Raw genomic sequence first — 16,109 nt, 5'->3', positions numbered from 1 at the left:
CTTTTCCACTGAGACGCTGCAAAAGTGAAAGAAATGTAATAATCACCTCACACAACCGTTAACGGAAGATTGTTTTTTCATCATTATTTGCGCTAAATATCTCCCCGTCAGTTGAGCCAAACGACGCGCACCAAAACGGTGCTCCACCTTGGTGCAATCAGACATCATTGCCACGTTTATTGTGCAATGCATGACATCCTCCCCTTTGCAAAACAACAGCTTGTAAAGTTGGCACGATTTTTTCATTGTGCCTGTCGTTCTCGCAGGGGATCGCCCCGTGGATATAAAAGGAAATGCTATGAAGTCTGTATTAAAAGTTTCACTGGCTGCACTTACCCTGGCTTTTGCGGTCTCTTCTCAGGCCGCCGATAAACTGGTTGTAGCCACCGACACGGCGTTTGTTCCGTTTGAATTCAAACAGGGTGATAAATACGTTGGTTTTGATGTGGATCTGTGGGCCGCAATCGCAAAAGAACTCAAACTGGATTACACCCTGAAGCCAATGGACTTCAGCGGTATCATCCCGGCACTGCAAACCAAAAACGTAGACCTGGCCCTGGCAGGCATCACCATTACTGATGAGCGTAAAAAAGCGATCGACTTCTCTGACGGCTACTACAAAAGCGGCCTGCTGGTGATGGTCAAAGCTGACAATAACGACGTTAAAAGCGTGAAAGATCTCGACGGTAAAGTGGTGGCGGTGAAGAGCGGCACCGGCTCCGTTGATTACGCGAAAGCGAACATCAAAACCAAAGATCTGCGCCAGTTCCCGAACATCGATAACGCCTATATGGAACTTGGCACCAACCGTGCTGACGCGGTTCTGCACGATACGCCTAACATCCTCTATTTCATCAAAACCGCAGGTAACGGTAAGTTCAAAGCGGTCGGTGAGTCTCTGGAAGCACAGCAGTACGGTATTGCCTTCCCGAAAGGCAGCGACGACCTGCGTACGAAAGTTAACGGTGCGCTGAAAACCCTGAAAGAGAACGGCACGTATAACGAAATCTACAAAAAATGGTTCGGTACCGAGCCTAAATAATTTTACCTGAATTCAGGTTTGTAACGCCCGGTGACGCTCATGCTTACCGGGCCTACGTTTTTCGTTTTTCACCACGGTATACAGGAATACATCATGCAGTTTGACTGGAGCGCCATCTGGCCTGCCATTCCTCTCTTGCTTGAAGGCGCTAAAATGACCCTGTGGATTTCGGTCCTCGGTCTGGTTGGCGGGTTGATTATCGGTCTTGTCGCCGGTTTCGCCCGCACCTACGGTGGCTGGATTGCAAACCACATCGCACTGGTTTTCATCGAAGTGATCCGCGGCACGCCTATTGTCGTACAGGTCATGTTCATCTACTTCGCCCTGCCAATGGCCTTCACCGACCTGCGCATCGACCCGTTCAGCGCCGCCGTCGTGACCATTATGATCAACTCAGGTGCCTACATCGCGGAAATTACGCGCGGTGCGGTGCTGTCGATTCATAAAGGCTTCAGTGAAGCGGGTCTGGCGTTAGGTCTTTCGCGTCGCGAAACCATCCGTCACGTAATTCTGCCTCTGGCGCTGCGCCGCATGCTGCCGCCGCTGGGCAACCAGTGGATCATCAGTATCAAAGACACGTCGCTGTTCATCGTTATTGGCGTTGCTGAACTGACCCGCCAGGGCCAGGAGATCATTGCTGGCAACTTCCGTGCGCTGGAAATCTGGAGTGCGGTAGCCGTTGTCTACCTGATTATCACTCTGGTTCTGAGCTTCGTTCTGCGTCGTCTTGAAAGAAGGATGAAAATCCTGTGATTGAATTTAAAAACGTATCCAAGCACTTTGGTCCAACCCAGGTGCTGCACAATATCGATCTGAGCATCAAACAGGGTGAAGTGGTTGTGATTATCGGGCCCTCTGGCTCCGGTAAATCCACGCTGCTGCGCTGCATCAATAAGCTGGAAGAGATCACCAGTGGCGATCTGATCGTCGATGGTCTGAAAGTGAATGATCCGAAAGTGGATGACCGTCTGATTCGTCAGGAAGCGGGCATGGTGTTCCAGCAGTTTTACCTGTTCCCGCACCTGACGGCGCTGGAAAACGTGATGTTTGGCCCGCTGCGCGTACGCGGTGCCAACAAAGCGGCGGCGGAAGCGCTGGCTAAAGATCTGCTGGCGAAAGTGGGCCTCGCAGAACGTGCTCACCACTACCCTTCTGAACTTTCCGGTGGACAACAGCAGCGTGTGGCTATCGCCCGCGCGCTGGCGGTTAAACCGAAAATGATGCTGTTTGATGAGCCAACCTCCGCACTCGACCCGGAGCTGCGCCACGAGGTGCTGAAAGTCATGCAGGATCTGGCCGAAGAAGGCATGACGATGGTGATCGTGACCCACGAAATCGGCTTCGCTGAGAAAGTGGCGTCCCGCCTTATCTTCATTGATAAAGGCCGTATCGCAGAAGACGGTAACCCGCAGGCGCTGATTGCAAACCCGCCAAGCCAGCGTTTGCAGGAGTTCCTGCAGCACGTCTCCTGATTACCAGACCTCTGAAATGCAAAGCCGGGCATGCCCGGCTTTTTTACGCCAGATTGTTCCCAAAACACGCCCTTCGCTCCCTGCCCTCTATACTTATCATTTTGTTCGACATTTTCACCGGAGGGCACCGTGCCGTGGATCCTGCTGTTGTTGCTTAGCTTGTTTAGTGCGCCATCGATAGCCGTTGCTATCCCCGGCGTCACCACCGGAACGTCCACTGCGCAGCAAAAAACGCCTCCACCGGAACCGGATGCAGAAGAGAAAAAAGCCGCCTACAGTGCGCTTGCCGATGTGCTGGAAAACGACACCTCCCGGCAAGAGTTAGTCGATCAGCTGAGAAAAATTGCCGCCACACCGCCCCAGGAGCCCGTTCCAACCATCACCCCGCCGCCGGTAGAAGAGCAAAAAACGGTGCTGGAAAATGTGACTGAGGTTAGCCGCCACTATGCCGATGCCCTCTCCTCGCGCTTTGCCCAGCTCTATCGCAACCTGATGGGCTCTTCGCACAAGCCCTTTAACCCCCGGACGTTTACCGCGGCTGCCACGCAATTTTTACTGCTGGCGGCCGCCGTCTTCATTTTTTACTGGCTGGTGCGCCTGTGCGCGTGGCCCCTGTACCGAAAAATGGGGCAATGGGGTCGCAAGAAGAATCAGCAGAAAAGCAGCTGGTTGCATCTGCCGCTGATGATCGCCGCCGCGTTTATCATTGATTTACTGCTGCTGGCGCTGACGTTGTTTACAGGGCAATTGCTGGCCGACAGGCTGAATACCGGCAACAAAACTATCGCCTTCCAGCAGGCGCTGTTTCTGAATGCCTTCGCCGTAATTGAGTTCTTTAAGGCGCTGCTGCGGCTGATATTTTGCCCACGCGTGCCGGATCTTCGCCCTTTCACTATTCGGGATAGCAGCGCCAGATACTGGGCGCTGCGTCTGAGCGTGCTCAGCGGGTTGATTGGTTATGGTCTGCTGGTGGCCGTGCCAATTATCTCCAACCAGGTGAACGTCCAGTCTGGTGCGCTGGCGAATGTGCTGATTATGATCTGCATTACCGTCTGGGCGCTCTACCTCATCTTCCGTAACAAAAAGACGATCACCGAGAGCTTGCTGCATCTGGCCGACCGTTCCCTTTCGTTCTTTAGCCTCTTTATTCGCGCTTTTGCCCTGGTGTGGCACTGGCTGGCCAGCACTTACTTCATTGTGCTGTGCTTCTTCTCGCTGTTCGATCCCGGCAACAGCCTGAAATTTATGATGGGTGCCACGTTTAAAAGCCTGGCCATTATTGGCGTCGCGGCCTTTGTTTCCGGCCTGCTCTCTCGCTGGCTATCGAAAACCATTACCTTGTCTGCTCAGGTCCAGCGCAATTACCCGGAGCTGCAAAAACGGGTGAACGGCTGGCTTTCGGTTTCACTGAAGGTGGCGCGCATTCTCACCGTCTGTGTGGCGATTATGCTGCTGCTCAATGCCTGGGGACTGTTCGATTTCTGGAACTGGCTGCACAACGGCGCGGGGGAAAAGACCGTTGATATTTTAATTCGTATCGCGCTGATCCTGTTCTTCTCTGCCGTAGGCTGGACGCTGCTGGCCAGCCTGATTGAGAACCGCCTGGTCTCTGACATTCACGGCAGGCCGCTGCCAAGCGCGCGTGCCCGCACCTTGCTCACCCTGTTTCGCAACGCGCTAGCGGTTATCATCAGTACCATCACGATTATGATTGTGCTTTCGGAAATCGGCGTGAATATCGCGCCATTGCTGGCCGGTGCGGGTGCGCTGGGTCTGGCTATCTCCTTCGGCTCGCAGACGCTGGTGAAGGACATTATCACCGGTATCTTTATTCAGTTTGAAAACGGCATGAACACCGGGGATCTGGTGACCATCGGGCCGCTGACCGGCACCGTTGAGCGAATGTCGATTCGATCCGTCGGCGTGCGCCAGGACACCGGGGCGTACCATATTATTCCGTGGTCATCGATTACCACCTTCGCCAACTTCGTCCGGGGTATTGGCTCGGTGGTGGCAAATTACGATGTCGATCGTCATGAAGATGCCGATAAAGCCAAACAGGCGCTGCGGGACGCGGTAGATGAGATGATGGCCATGGAGGATATTCGCGGCCTGGTGATTGGCGAGCCGTCGTTTGCCGGTATTGTCGGGCTGACCAACACCGCCTTTACCCTGCGCGTGTCGTTCACCACCCAGCCGCTCAAACAGTGGACGGTACGTTTTGCCCTCGACAGCATGGTGAAAAAACACTTTGATCTGGCGGATGTGCGTATGCCGGTGCAGACGTATCAGGTGCTGCCGCCGCCTGCCTCGCAGCTCCCTCCGCAGGAGCCGACGCTGTAACCGAGCCGGGTGGCGGCTTCGCCTTACCCGGCTTACGACGGCATGCTATTTGCGACGTTTGTTATCGTCCATAAACGTCCAGGCGATAAAGCGGCTCTGTTTTTGTCCCTGCGCCATCTCTTTTTTCACCACCTTCACGGCACCGGCTTCGGTCAGCGCGCGGTAGAGCTGCGGCAGGTTATCGCCGCGCGAAACCAGGGTGGTAAACCATTTCACCTGGCGGGCAAACTGTTTACTTTCCGCGATCATGCGCAGGATAAACGCCACCTCGCCCCCTTCGCACCACAGCTCCTGCTGCTGGCCGCCGAAGTTGAGCGCGCCATCTTCAGCCTGACCCAGATTGCGACGCTTACGTTCGCTCCCGGCGCGGGCGGCAGCCGCTGAATCATGGAATGGCGGGTTGCAGAGGGTGGCGTCGTAGTGCTCGTTCTTGTGGATAATGCCATTGAAAATAGAGGCGGCATCTTTCTGACGGCGTAAGCGAATAGACCGACTTAAGCCAGGATTGGCATTAATGATCGCCTGCGCGCTGGCAAACGCCTCAGCGCCAATTTCGCTCCCGGTAAAGCGCCAGTGATATTCATGCACGCCGATGAGCGGATAAATCAGGTTCGCGCCGGTCCCAATATCCAGAACCGTGGCCTGCTGAAGAATAACGCCGCCACGATCGTCAGCCAGAAGATCGGCAAGATAGTGGAGATAATCGGCACGCCCCGGCACGGGCGGGCAGAGAAAGCCTTCCGGGATATCCCAGTGCGTAACGCCGTAAAAATGCGCCAGCAGGGCTTTATTCAGCATTTTTACCGCCTGCGGGTCGGCAAAGTTGACCGAAGGCTCACCGGCTGGGGTCTGCACGATGTAGTCCTGCAGCGGAGGGCAGCTCTGGCATAGCGCCTTCATGTCATAGCGGCTGCGGTGGCGATTTCGCGGGTGTAATCCCGGCTTGGAAGTCATGGCATTCTCCTTTAAACAGCGGCGTAAGATACCCTGTGCGGGAGCAACGGTAAATATCTCTCTGCTGTGCGCAAAAAAACGCCATAAATCAGTGATCTTTATGTCGCTGATCTGTCAGCGAATTGTCAATTTATATCGTTCAAAAAATAAGCAGATCATCATCAAATTTTTGCGCTAAATCACACTCGTCAGGCTTCTAAACTTAAAGGGAATCACCTGTTGTTTCCCCCTGAGGATGTGATTATGAAAAAATACCTGACTCTTGTTGTTATCGCTGGCGCGCTGGCGAGTGCGTCATTTTCTGCCATGGCCGTTCAGTCACTGACCGAAAGTACCGATACCAGCCAGCTGCGCCCCGCAGGCACCGTCTCGGTAAGCCGTGCAAGTAACCTTGACGATCTGCAAAACAAGCTGGCCGAAAAAGCGCGCGAAGAAGGTGCGAAAGGCTTCGTGGTGAATTCCGCTGGCGGCGATAACCATATGTATGGCACAGCAACCATCTATAAATAAGTTCCCCTTCCGAGAACCACTGCATCTGGCTGACAGATGCAGTTCTCACCCCCGTCTTGACTGTACGTTTTTTGACCCCATATGAATAAGATACACACCGAACGTGAGGATAAGCCATGGCTTCCGGATGGGCGAATGATGACGCCGTTAACGAACAGATCAACAGTACCATTGAAGATGCCGTTGCCCGTGCTCGCGGTGAAATTCCGCGCGGTGAAAGTTTAACGGAATGTGAAGAGTGCGGAGAAACGATTCCGGAAGCGCGCCGTAAAGCCATGCCCGGAGTACGGTTATGCCTCTCCTGCCAGCAGAATAAAGATTCAAAAAACAAATCACATTCAGGATATAATCGCAGAGGATCGAAAGACAGCCAGTTACGTTGACTTTCCTTTACCGAAGTTCACCGCGCAAGCGATTTCCTTTACGCTCACGATTTTTTAACAGGCGCGTAGCAAAATGTGCCATGAATCATGCGTCTGTAAACCGGAGCGACAAGAACTGTAAATTGCCCTTCTGAATTTATTAATATTCAATAAGTTATTTGTCATTCAATTTTTTTGAGCAACCACGTCAATTCTCTTCGATTTTATCTGCCGAAAAAAAACGTGATACTTATCACATCGACGGAACATCGTCCCCTTAACAGAAAAACCTGCGAGAGATTAATTATGAAAACCATCAAATATGCTGTTGCTGCTGTTGCCCTGTCCGCTCTGTCTTTTGGCGCTTTCGCTGTAGAGCCCGTTTCTTCTGCTCAGGCACAGAACATGAATAAAGTGGGTGTGGTGAGTGCTGATGGCGCAACCACGCTGGACGGTCTGGAAGCCAAACTGGCTGAGAAAGCCGCAGCGGCCGGTGCAAGCGGATACACCATTACCTCCGCTAACGGCAATAACAAGCTGAGCGGCACTGCGGTTATCTACAAATAATCGACTGAATTAATGCTCCACCCTCACCATACCCTCTGGTGAGCTGCTCCAACCCTCATTGACCCTGTTGTTACCCTTGCTTGCCCGTCCGCCACTGGACGGGCTTTTTTTTGCCTAAAACGCCTGTTCCACACGGGCTAACCCCGCCTGGACAGACTCCACTTCTCCGGTTGCCAGCAGGCAGCAGGCCATCTGCAGCTTAAGGGCGTGCGGAACAGGGACATTGCCGGCTAGACACTGCTCAATCCAGTGCGCAGTCGTGTGCGGATCTTTTGCCTCCGGCAACACCACATCTACATTCTCTTCACCCCGCTCCAGCACGGGTCGCGTGCCGGCGGCATCAATCAGCACCAGCTGCGGGCAGCGCTGCGGATTGGCATAAACTTCCCCTTCGGTGCCGTGCATCAGCAGCGCCCTGCCGCCGATATCTTCAAAGAACTTGCCCACCCGCGTGACATACTCCGGGTGCGATACGCTGGAGAGGCGCAGGGCATCCGCTTCACCAAACGGCGTCGCCAGTTTCGCCAGGGTGTGCGCACTGTTGCGCACGCCCATGCGCCAGCGCATATCCAGCTGTTTTTCCAGCGGTGGACAGAGCGCCTTGACCGGAATAAAGACCGGCTGATGACCATCCAGCTTTGCCTGTGCCTGTCCGGCGTGCAGGGTCGGCTCGATACCTAACATGCCGAAAATGGTCTCCGTCAGGACGCGAGTCGGATCTTCGCTAACGCCATGGACAACTACCGGGAACCCGAGCTTATGCAGCAGAATAGCCAGCAGTGGCGTCAGATTCGCCTGTTTGCGCGCGCCGTTGTAGGTAGGGATGACAATCGGCATCGGTCTGGCTACCGGTGGCGTTAAGCGCAGCGTTTGCGCCTGCATCGCGTCATAGAAACCGCGCATCTCCGCTTCGCCTTCACCTTTAATGCGTAGCGCAATCAGGATACCGCCCATCTCCAGATCGGGCACGTCGCCGTTAAGCATATGGGTATACAGCGCACGGGCCGTTTCCTGATCCAGGTCGCGGGCATGGTTTTTCCCCCGCCCTACCTCTTTGATAATTTTACGATAGTCCACGACATCTCTCCTTGCGGCTCTTTGCAGATACTATAGCCCTGATAAATGCCTGGCGGGTAATCATTTTCCTTTCTCTCCCGACACCCTGACAAACGCCCTTCGAGGGTAAAAATGGTCTGAAGATAAATTGAACGAAAAATAGTTCTCAGCGATAGTTCATGCCGAATTAATCAGCCACGTGATGATTAATACCTGAAGTGCCATACTTTCATTCAGAGGATTTAAATGAAAAAAATGATTATTGCGGGGATCGCCGCCGGGATGGCGTGTGCTTCCGTTTCTGTATTTGCGTCCAGTGGTGAAGGTCAAATTAATTTCACAGGTGAGATTATTGATTCTGCATGTACTGTGGTAAACGGTTTAAGCAATCCGCTTAATGTTTCATTAGGTAAGGTGTCTAAATCTGCATTTACCGGAAGTGGTTCGACGACCTCGACAACCCGCTTTAGTATTCAGTTAAAAGATTGTCCTGAAACGGTTACCAGCGCCTCGGTGACATTCGGCGGGACACCTGACAGTAACAACAAAGATATTCTTGCTGTGACATCAGGAACCGGTTCGGCGTCAGGAGTGGGTGTTCAGTTGCTGGATAAAACAGAAAATCCACTGAGTTTATATACGGCCTCTGCTGCATATACGCTCACGCCTGGTACCACAACAAACGATCTGCAGTTTGGTGCACGTTATATCCAGACCGGAGGAACGGTGTCTGCCGGACTGGCGAATGCCGCGTCTACCTTCACTATCGTTTACAACTAATAAAACAGATATTAGCTACCCCAGTGGCTAATATCTGTTATTGCTTTATTACGGTGTCACTATGCGAAAATATCTTCTGGCCTCCTCTTTTTTATTTATTGCCTCCGTTGCCCATGCGGGTATTACCATTGGCGGCACGCGCGTGGTCTACCCAGAAAGTAAAAAAGAATCCTCTATTGGGATCACCAACCCGGACAATCTCGATTATCTGGTGCAGTCATGGGTCGAAACGGAAGATAACGCACGTGAGAAAGCGCCGTTCCTGATCACGCCGCCGCTGTTTCGCCTTGATGCGAAGCAAGAGAACGTTCTGCGCATCATCAGAACCGGGGGAAACTTACCTGCCGATCGCGAATCGCTGTTCTGGTTGAATATTAAATCCATCCCCTCTTCTGCGCGTAATGAGAGCGTTAATACGCTGCAGATTGCGATTAAAACCCGCATTAAGCTGCTTTATCGCCCGTCAGGTATTACCGGAAAACCGGAAGATGTCGCCACGCAATTATCCTGGCACACCAGGGGAAACCAGCTGATTGTCGAAAACCCCACGCCGTTTTATATGAATTTCCAGGAAATAACGCTCGACGGTAAAAAGGTCGATAAAGCCACCTATGCTGGCCCAAAAAGTGAAACCCATTTCGCGACACCCGGAAATATTACAGCACACACCGTGAGCTGGAAAATCATCAATGATTACGGCGGTATTAGCCAGTCCTATAGAGCACAGATTAAATAACGTCTGGAATAGCAAAAATTATTATGAGCTGGGACTACTCCACCGAACCACCCAAACAGCACGGACGCTCAATGCTTATTGCATTGGGCTGCACGCTGTTGGGTGTGTGCGTGCAAAAAGTGCTGGCCGATGATTATTTCAACCCGGCGCTACTGGATATTGATAACCCAGGCCAGGGTAAAACCGACCTTAGTATCTATGAGATTGGTCCCGGTCAGGCTCCCGGTAAATATCACGTTGACGTTTACGTCAACAATAATAAAGTGGCAAGCAAAGAGATTGAGTTCACGCTGAAGAAAGACGCCAGCGGTAAATCAACCCTGCAGCCGTGCCTTAGCGCCGCCCAGTTAAAAAGCTTCGGTATTAATACCGAAAAATTCGGGCAGGACGATAAGGCGCAGTGTATTGACCTGAGCGTGATCCCCTCCGCCAGCGCAACGTTTCATGTTAATCCGCAGCAGTTGCTGTTAAGCATTCCCCAGACCGCGATTACCCAGGTACCGCGTGATTACGTCGACCCGCAGGAGTATGACGAGGGAATTAACGCCCTGCTGCTCAATTACAGCTTCACCGCCGGGAACAACCGCGGCAAAGGTGAAAACGGTAGCGATCAGCGCAGCGAGTTTCTTAACCTGCGTCCGGGTCTTAACCTCGGGGCGTGGCGTTTTCGTAACTACTCCACCTGGAGCAAAACCAGCGGTGACGGTGACGCAGAGAGCCAGTTTTCTTCGGTCTATACCTACGCCCAGCGCGATATTATCGCCCTTGGCGGGAACGTCACATTCGGCCAAAGCTCTTCCCCTTCCGATGTGTTTGACAGCATCTCTTACACCGGGGCGCAGATCGCCTCGGATGACGACATGCTCCCGGACAGCATGAAGGGCTTTGCGCCGGTGATCCGCGGTACGGCGCACAGTAACGCCCAGGTTATCGTTCGCCAGAATGGTTACGTCATTTACCAGAACTATGTCGCTCCCGGCGCGTTCGAGATTAACGATCTCTACCCCACCGGCGGAAGCGGCGATTTGAACGTCACCGTGAAAGAGACGGACGGCAGCGAACAGCACTTTGTGGTGCCTTATGCGTCAGTGCCGGTGTTGCAGCGTGAAGGCCGCTTTAAATACAGCCTCACCGCGGGGCGCTATCGCAGCTATGACAACGACGTCGAAAAAACCCCGTTTATGCAGGGTACGGCAATCTACGGATTGCCTTACGGCTTTACAGTCTACGGCGGCGTGCAGGCAAGCCAGTATTACGATGCGCTGGCGCTGGGGGTCGGCAAGAATATCGGCGATCTCGGGGCCTTTTCGGTGGATGTCACCGACGCCAAATCAGAGATGCAGGATCAGGATCCCACCCGCGGGCGCTCCTGGCGCATCCGCTACAGCAAAGATTTCGCCACCACCGGTACCCATTTTTCCATTGCTGGCTATCGCTATAACAGCAAGGGGTTCTACACCCTGCAGGACACGCTGGATTCCCATACCCGTAATGACGACTGGGAAACGCCGGACACGCGCCGCAGCCGCGAGGAGGCGACTGTCGACCAGTCCCTGGGCGGGGCGTTTGGTTCCCTGACGTTAAGCCTGGTCAAAGAGAACTACTGGAATTCAAGCCAGGGGATGACCTCACTGAACCTCGGCTACAACAACTCCTGGCACGGCATCAGCTACGGTCTCAGTTACGGACTGGATAAAAACACGCGTGACAGCGGGGATGATAATAATGAGAAAACCAGCGAGCAGACGATCGCGTTTAACGTCTCCGTTCCGCTCGATCGCTGGCTCAGCAACACCTGGGTGAACTACAACCTGAACAGCACGAAGCACGAAACAACCCAAAGCGTGGGTCTGAACGGCACGGCGCTGGCCGGTAATAACCTCAGTTGGGGGGTTCAGCAGGGCCATAGTCAGAGCAGCGGGGACAGCACCAGTCTGAATGCCGATTATAAAGGCACCTACGGCGAAGTGAGCGCCGGGTATTCCCAGGATAACCAGCAACAACAGCTCAATGTCGGTCTTCAGGGCAGCATGATCGCCCATGCGCACGGCATCACCCTTGGTCAGCCGATGGGGGAGACCGCTGCGCTGATCGAAGCGCCGGGCGCAGACGACACCAACGTCACCAATCAGACAGGCATTAACACCGATTTTCGCGGCTATGCCATTGTGCCGTACGTTTCGCCATACCGTCACAACACCCTCGCGCTGAACACCGAAACCTTGCCGGAAAATGCCGATATCGACCAGGCCGCCAAAACAGTGACGCCAACGCGCGGCGCCATCGTGCGAGCACATTATGAAACCCACGTAGGCAGTCGGGTGTTGATGACACTAAAACGCGCGGATGGTCGCCCGATCCCCTTTGGCGCAACGGCATCTCAGGCCCATGAGGACGGTGAATTTATCGTAGGCGACGGCGGGCAGGTGTACCTCACCGGTATGCACGAGACTGGTACGGTTAACGTCAGCTGGGGGAAAACCGCCGACAGCCATTGCACGGCAACTTATCACCTGCCCACCAAAGCCGACGGCCCTGTTCTTAACGTTACGGCGCAGTGTGTATGACCCTTCCCGAGGAAAAAATGAACATGTGTAGATATGTCTTCGCACTGCTGGTTTTACTCACGAGCGCGTGTCTGGTGCCGCATGCCCAGGCGGCAACCTCCTGTGACAGCGCCGATCTGCCTTATACCCTTGATGCGGGCACCCTTTCTGTTCCCACAACACTCGATATTGGCGGCGTCATCCCGGGTTCAGCAAAGACCCATACCGTTAACGGCAGCTGTACCGGCACGATGACGAATCACACCCTAATTTCCTGCTATTACGGAACGGGAACGGAAGTGCCTGGCATGCCGGGCGTGTATACCACCAATGTTGACGGCATCGGCATTGAGCTTCTGAACAGCAGCGGGCAGATCGTTCGCGGCAAAGGGTACTCATGCGATACAACCGCCACGCCCATTGGGACGGTCAGCAGCGACAGCGGACAAACATTTTCTTTCAGCTACACCCAGCGGTTAATCAAAACGGCATCTCATATCGGCAGCGGTACCCTTTCGCTCGCGCAGGATCCCTATGGATTCGGGGTTTTTAACTCTGTGGGGATTTCTGGTGCACGTAATACCAGCCACTATTCCGCCACGGTCAGCGAAAGAACGGCGACCTGTTCTATTGATCCGCTAAATCTGACGGTGACCCTCGGCAATTTCCCGGTGTCGCAATTTACCCACGTGGGCAGCTATACCGCCTGGAAGTATTTCAACATCACCGCTACCTGTACCGAAGAGGTTAATCTTACGGCCTCGGTAACCAGCGCAAATGGCATCAACAGCCAGTATGCAGATGTCCTGAACCTGACGCCCGGCAGCGACAGCGCCACGGGCGTGGGGGTGAGAATGCTGCTTGACGGTGTCGATCTTAAATACGACTACCCAATCCCGGTGGGTGGAAGAGCCGAACCAGGCGTTCCGGATGTGATCCCCTTCGCGGTGCAGTATTACCAGACGGATGCCAGCGTCACAGCGGGGAAAGCCAATACAATTGCCACCATCGATCTTGAATACCAGTAACGGAGCGAAGATGAAAACGTTATCCCTTTTGCTCGCTCTGACGAGCCTCTCTGCGGGCGCGACCGACGTCACGCTCAATATCGAAGGGAATATTTACGACACCACCTGCCAGGTAGACAGCGCCAGCCAGAACATGGTGGTGGATCTGGGACAGGCCGTCGCCAGTGATTTTAAGGATATCGGCGACACCGGCCCGTGGAAAAACTTCGATTTAAAGCTCACCAATTGTCCGCCCACGCTGACGGTTGCCACCATCAGCGTTGACGGCCCCCGCGATACGGACCACCCCTTTAAATTCGCCAATAGTGGCACCGCCAAAGGGGTGGCATTAGAGCTGGCCGACCGTCTGGATTACATCGTGCTTGCCCCCGAAGCCCGCTTCAGCGTGGTGATTGACGCCGGTACCCACACCGCCGATTTTCCCATGGCGGCACGCTATTACGCTACCGCCCTGCCTGTGACGGCGGGTACCTTCAACAGCGTTGTTCAGGCCACCTTTACTTACCAGTAGGACCGCGCCCCTTAGCACGGATGCTTTTCCGACGCCCGGCAGTCTGTTTTGCCGGGCGTTTTTTTATTTCAGGCACCTCCGGCTGTTCTATCGGGAACACCGGCAGGGCATTCAGCAGGCGCTGACCATAGTTTTTGGTGAGCAGACGCTTGTCGTAGATCACCACTTCGCCCCAGCAGCCGTGGCTACGAATCAGACGACCCACCTGCTGAATCAGGTTAAACGACGCCGCCGGGAGACTTTGAACCTCAAACGGATAGCGGTTGAGGCTTTTCAGCCATTCTCCTTCGGTGATCACCACCGGGCTGTCGATGGGCGGGAAGGCAATTTTGTGAATATGCACCTGGGTCAGATAGTCGCCCTTCAGATCCAGACCTTCCGCAAAAGACTGTAACCCCACCAGCACGCTGCGCTCGCCGTTATCGATGCGCTGGCGGTGGAGCTCTACCAGCCGGTAGCGCGGCTGATCGCCCTGCACCAGCAGCAGTAAACGCAGATCGGTAACATGTTCCAGAAAGCGCTGCATGGCGCGTCCGCTGGCAAACAGCACCAGCATGCCGGGGTATTTTTTACTCTCCAGCTGTTCGCGGAAATAGGCGGCCATTTCGGCAATATGCTGCTCTTCGTTATCGATAAGCGGCTCATAGCGCATGCGCGGGATCACCAGCTTGCCCTGCTCGCAGTGATTAAACGGCGAGTCCAGCGCCACGAAGCGGTCCCCCGCTTTTTCCTTCAGGCCGCTCATCTCCTGCAGCCGCGAGAAGCTGTTCAGGGAACGCAAGGTCGCTGACGTTACCACCACGTGCGGCACGCTACGCCAGATCAGCTTTTCCAGCTGATCGGCCACGCGGATGCCCACGCAGTGGAAGAAGAGGTGCACCTGCCCGTCTCTCACTTCGCGGGTGGCCCATTTGGTGACCGGCGCGCCGGACGCCTGCGCCATTGAGGCCAGCCGCCAGAGTTTGCTTTGCGCTTCAAACATGCCCAGCGCACGGTTCATTTGCAGCAGAATACGGTGCAAACGCACCACGTCATGGGTGCCGGTCTTTTCACTGAGATCGTTTAAGAACATCTCGGCCAGGCCGCGCAGCTTTTCCAGATGCTTCGCCAGCTGCTGGCAGATCTCCATCACCTCGTCCGGCAGCTCCCCCATGGCAAAACGGTGCTCTGCCTCCTGAGTCGCCGGGAGATAAAGATTCAGAATGTTGTTCAGGGATGCGATAAGGCCGTAGACCTCGTCACAGTGTTCGCTCAGACGCTCGGGCACCGCCAGCGGCGGCGTGGTTTTAGGACGGAACTGCTCCATGCAGGTGGCCACCAGCTTGCAGAACAGATCGAGCTGCAGGCGGAACCACGGGGCCGTGATTTCAGCACTCATCTCCAGCGCATCCCGGGCTACGTCAGGCAAATGGTGGCCTTCATCAAGCACCAGCAGCAGGTTTTTCGGCTCCGGCAGCACCGCCTCGCTCTCCAGCGCCGCCATCACCAGCGCATGATTGGCGACCACCACTTCCGCTTCCTGGATCTCCCGCCGGGCGACAAAAAACGGGCACTCGCGGTAGTAGTGACAGTTACGGTTGAGGCAGCTGGCTTTATCGGTGCTGAGCCTGCGCCATAAATCATCGCCGATGGCCTGGCTGGTGTGATCGCGCAAACCGTCCCATCTGTAGCTGTCGAGATCGGCTTTCAGCTTCGCACACTGTTCCTGCTCCGCCTTGTTGTTTGGCGTCAGTTCGTCATCAAGAAACGCCAGCAGATCCTGCTGGGTGGGCTCACTGCTGGCGAGCGCCGCCAGGTTACGCGGGCAGACATAACGTCCGCGGCCAAAGGCGGCGGTAAAACGCAGCTCGGGGATAATTTTGCGCAGCAGCGGCAGGTCTTTGCTGAAGATCTGATCCTGTAGCGCCACGTTAGCGGTGCTGACCACCAGCGTCTTTTCTTCTTCCCGCGCAATAGCGATGCCCGGGATTAAATAAGAGAGGGTTTTACCGACCCCGGTTGGTGCTTCAATCGCCAGATGTCGCCCGTCGTCACCGGCGAGCGTTTTTGCCACATCGGCAATCATCTGCCGCTGTGGTGCCCGGGGGATAAAGTCGGGGATCTGCTGCTGGAGTGCCTTATACCAGGCACCAATCTGCGCTTTCAGCGCCGCGGTTAAAGCCATCGGAAAACCTGAAATACTGTATAAACAGCCACTATTGT

Annotated in this window: 15 protein-coding genes; 12 read left to right on the top strand and 3 right to left on the bottom strand. The window is 54.6% G+C overall.

Annotated elements, in window-relative coordinates; translation table 11 throughout:
• Positions 1-298 precede the first annotated feature (298 nt).
• From glnH to ybiO, 4 genes are all read left to right on the top strand, one after another.
• Positions 299-1,042: a glutamine ABC transporter substrate-binding protein GlnH gene (gene glnH, locus ACOTZF_RS20715; protein ID WP_013097464.1), complete on the top strand. Its 744-nt coding sequence runs from the start codon at positions 299-301 to the stop codon at positions 1,040-1,042.
• 93 nt (positions 1,043-1,135) lie between these two features.
• A complete protein-coding gene (glnP, locus tag ACOTZF_RS20710; RefSeq protein WP_003858462.1) occupies positions 1,136-1,795 on the top strand; it encodes a glutamine ABC transporter permease GlnP in 660 nt (219 codons plus the stop codon).
• The gene (gene glnQ, locus ACOTZF_RS20705) at positions 1,792-2,514 is read left to right on the top strand and encodes a glutamine ABC transporter ATP-binding protein GlnQ (protein ID WP_013097465.1); all 723 of its coding nucleotides are present in this window, start codon (positions 1,792-1,794) and stop codon (positions 2,512-2,514) included. Before glnP ends, glnQ begins: the two co-directional genes overlap by 4 nt.
• A gap of 129 nt (positions 2,515-2,643) precedes the next feature.
• Positions 2,644-4,857: a mechanosensitive channel protein gene (gene ybiO / locus ACOTZF_RS20700; protein ID WP_129251495.1), complete on the top strand. Its 2,214-nt coding sequence runs from the start codon at positions 2,644-2,646 to the stop codon at positions 4,855-4,857.
• Positions 4,858-4,902: 45 nt separating this feature from the next.
• Here the strand turns inward: ybiO and rlmF are convergent, their stop codons facing one another.
• A complete protein-coding gene (gene rlmF / locus ACOTZF_RS20695; RefSeq protein ID WP_129251496.1) occupies positions 4,903-5,811 on the bottom strand; it encodes a 23S rRNA (adenine(1618)-N(6))-methyltransferase RlmF in 909 nt (302 codons plus the stop codon).
• Between the two features lie 243 nt (positions 5,812-6,054).
• On the opposite strand from rlmF, the gene mcbA reads away from it, so the two are divergent.
• The 3 genes from mcbA to ybiJ all read left to right on the top strand — a co-directional run bounded on the left by mcbA (position 6,055) and on the right by ybiJ (position 7,250).
• On the top strand, positions 6,055-6,321 hold the full coding sequence (gene mcbA, locus ACOTZF_RS20690) for a DUF1471 family periplasmic protein McbA (protein ID WP_013097469.1): 267 nt from the start codon (positions 6,055-6,057) through the stop codon (positions 6,319-6,321).
• Positions 6,322-6,437: 116 nt separating this feature from the next.
• Positions 6,438-6,704: a DksA/TraR family C4-type zinc finger protein gene (locus ACOTZF_RS20685; RefSeq protein WP_129318080.1), complete on the top strand. Its 267-nt coding sequence runs from the start codon at positions 6,438-6,440 to the stop codon at positions 6,702-6,704.
• A 285-nt stretch (positions 6,705-6,989) separates the two neighbouring features.
• A complete protein-coding gene (gene ybiJ / locus ACOTZF_RS20680) occupies positions 6,990-7,250 on the top strand; it encodes a DUF1471 family protein YbiJ (protein WP_013097471.1) in 261 nt (86 codons plus the stop codon).
• Positions 7,251-7,364: 114 nt separating this feature from the next.
• Here ybiJ and ybiB read toward each other — a convergent pair whose 3' ends face one another.
• Complete coding sequence (gene ybiB, locus ACOTZF_RS20675; protein WP_029882476.1) at positions 7,365-8,327, bottom strand: DNA-binding protein YbiB; 963 nt, start codon at positions 8,325-8,327, stop codon at positions 7,365-7,367.
• A gap of 225 nt (positions 8,328-8,552) precedes the next feature.
• On the opposite strand from ybiB, the gene ACOTZF_RS20670 reads away from it, so the two are divergent.
• The 5 genes from ACOTZF_RS20670 to ACOTZF_RS20650 all read left to right on the top strand — a co-directional run bounded on the left by ACOTZF_RS20670 (position 8,553) and on the right by ACOTZF_RS20650 (position 13,907).
• Complete coding sequence (locus ACOTZF_RS20670; protein WP_029882477.1) at positions 8,553-9,086, top strand: fimbrial protein; 534 nt, start codon at positions 8,553-8,555, stop codon at positions 9,084-9,086.
• Between the two features lie 61 nt (positions 9,087-9,147).
• Positions 9,148-9,822 (top strand): fimbrial biogenesis chaperone, encoded by a 675-nt coding sequence (locus tag ACOTZF_RS20665; protein WP_129318079.1) that lies wholly within the window; start codon positions 9,148-9,150, stop codon positions 9,820-9,822.
• Positions 9,823-9,893: 71 nt separating this feature from the next.
• The gene (locus ACOTZF_RS20660) at positions 9,894-12,389 is read left to right on the top strand and encodes a fimbria/pilus outer membrane usher protein (RefSeq protein ID WP_058683727.1); all 2,496 of its coding nucleotides are present in this window, start codon (positions 9,894-9,896) and stop codon (positions 12,387-12,389) included.
• A gap of 23 nt (positions 12,390-12,412) precedes the next feature.
• Complete coding sequence (locus ACOTZF_RS20655; RefSeq protein WP_013097476.1) at positions 12,413-13,396, top strand: fimbrial protein; 984 nt, start codon at positions 12,413-12,415, stop codon at positions 13,394-13,396.
• Positions 13,397-13,406: 10 nt separating this feature from the next.
• A complete protein-coding gene (locus ACOTZF_RS20650) occupies positions 13,407-13,907 on the top strand; it encodes a fimbrial protein (RefSeq protein ID WP_038984985.1) in 501 nt (166 codons plus the stop codon).
• Here the strand turns inward: ACOTZF_RS20650 and dinG are convergent.
• Positions 13,894-16,071, bottom strand: coding sequence for an ATP-dependent DNA helicase DinG (dinG, locus tag ACOTZF_RS20645; RefSeq protein ID WP_129251498.1), 2,178 nt, complete (start codon positions 16,069-16,071; stop codon positions 13,894-13,896). The genes ACOTZF_RS20650 and dinG overlap by 14 nt on opposite strands.
• Between the last annotated feature and the right edge of the window lie 38 nt (positions 16,072-16,109).

The sequence above is a fragment of the Enterobacter cloacae complex sp. SHL021 genome (assembly GCF_049237765.1).
In the GTDB taxonomy this organism is placed as follows: domain Bacteria; phylum Pseudomonadota; class Gammaproteobacteria; order Enterobacterales; family Enterobacteriaceae; genus Enterobacter; species Enterobacter cloacae.
Note: the sequence above shows the minus strand (reverse complement) of the source record. Positions and strands in the feature narration are given on the sequence as shown.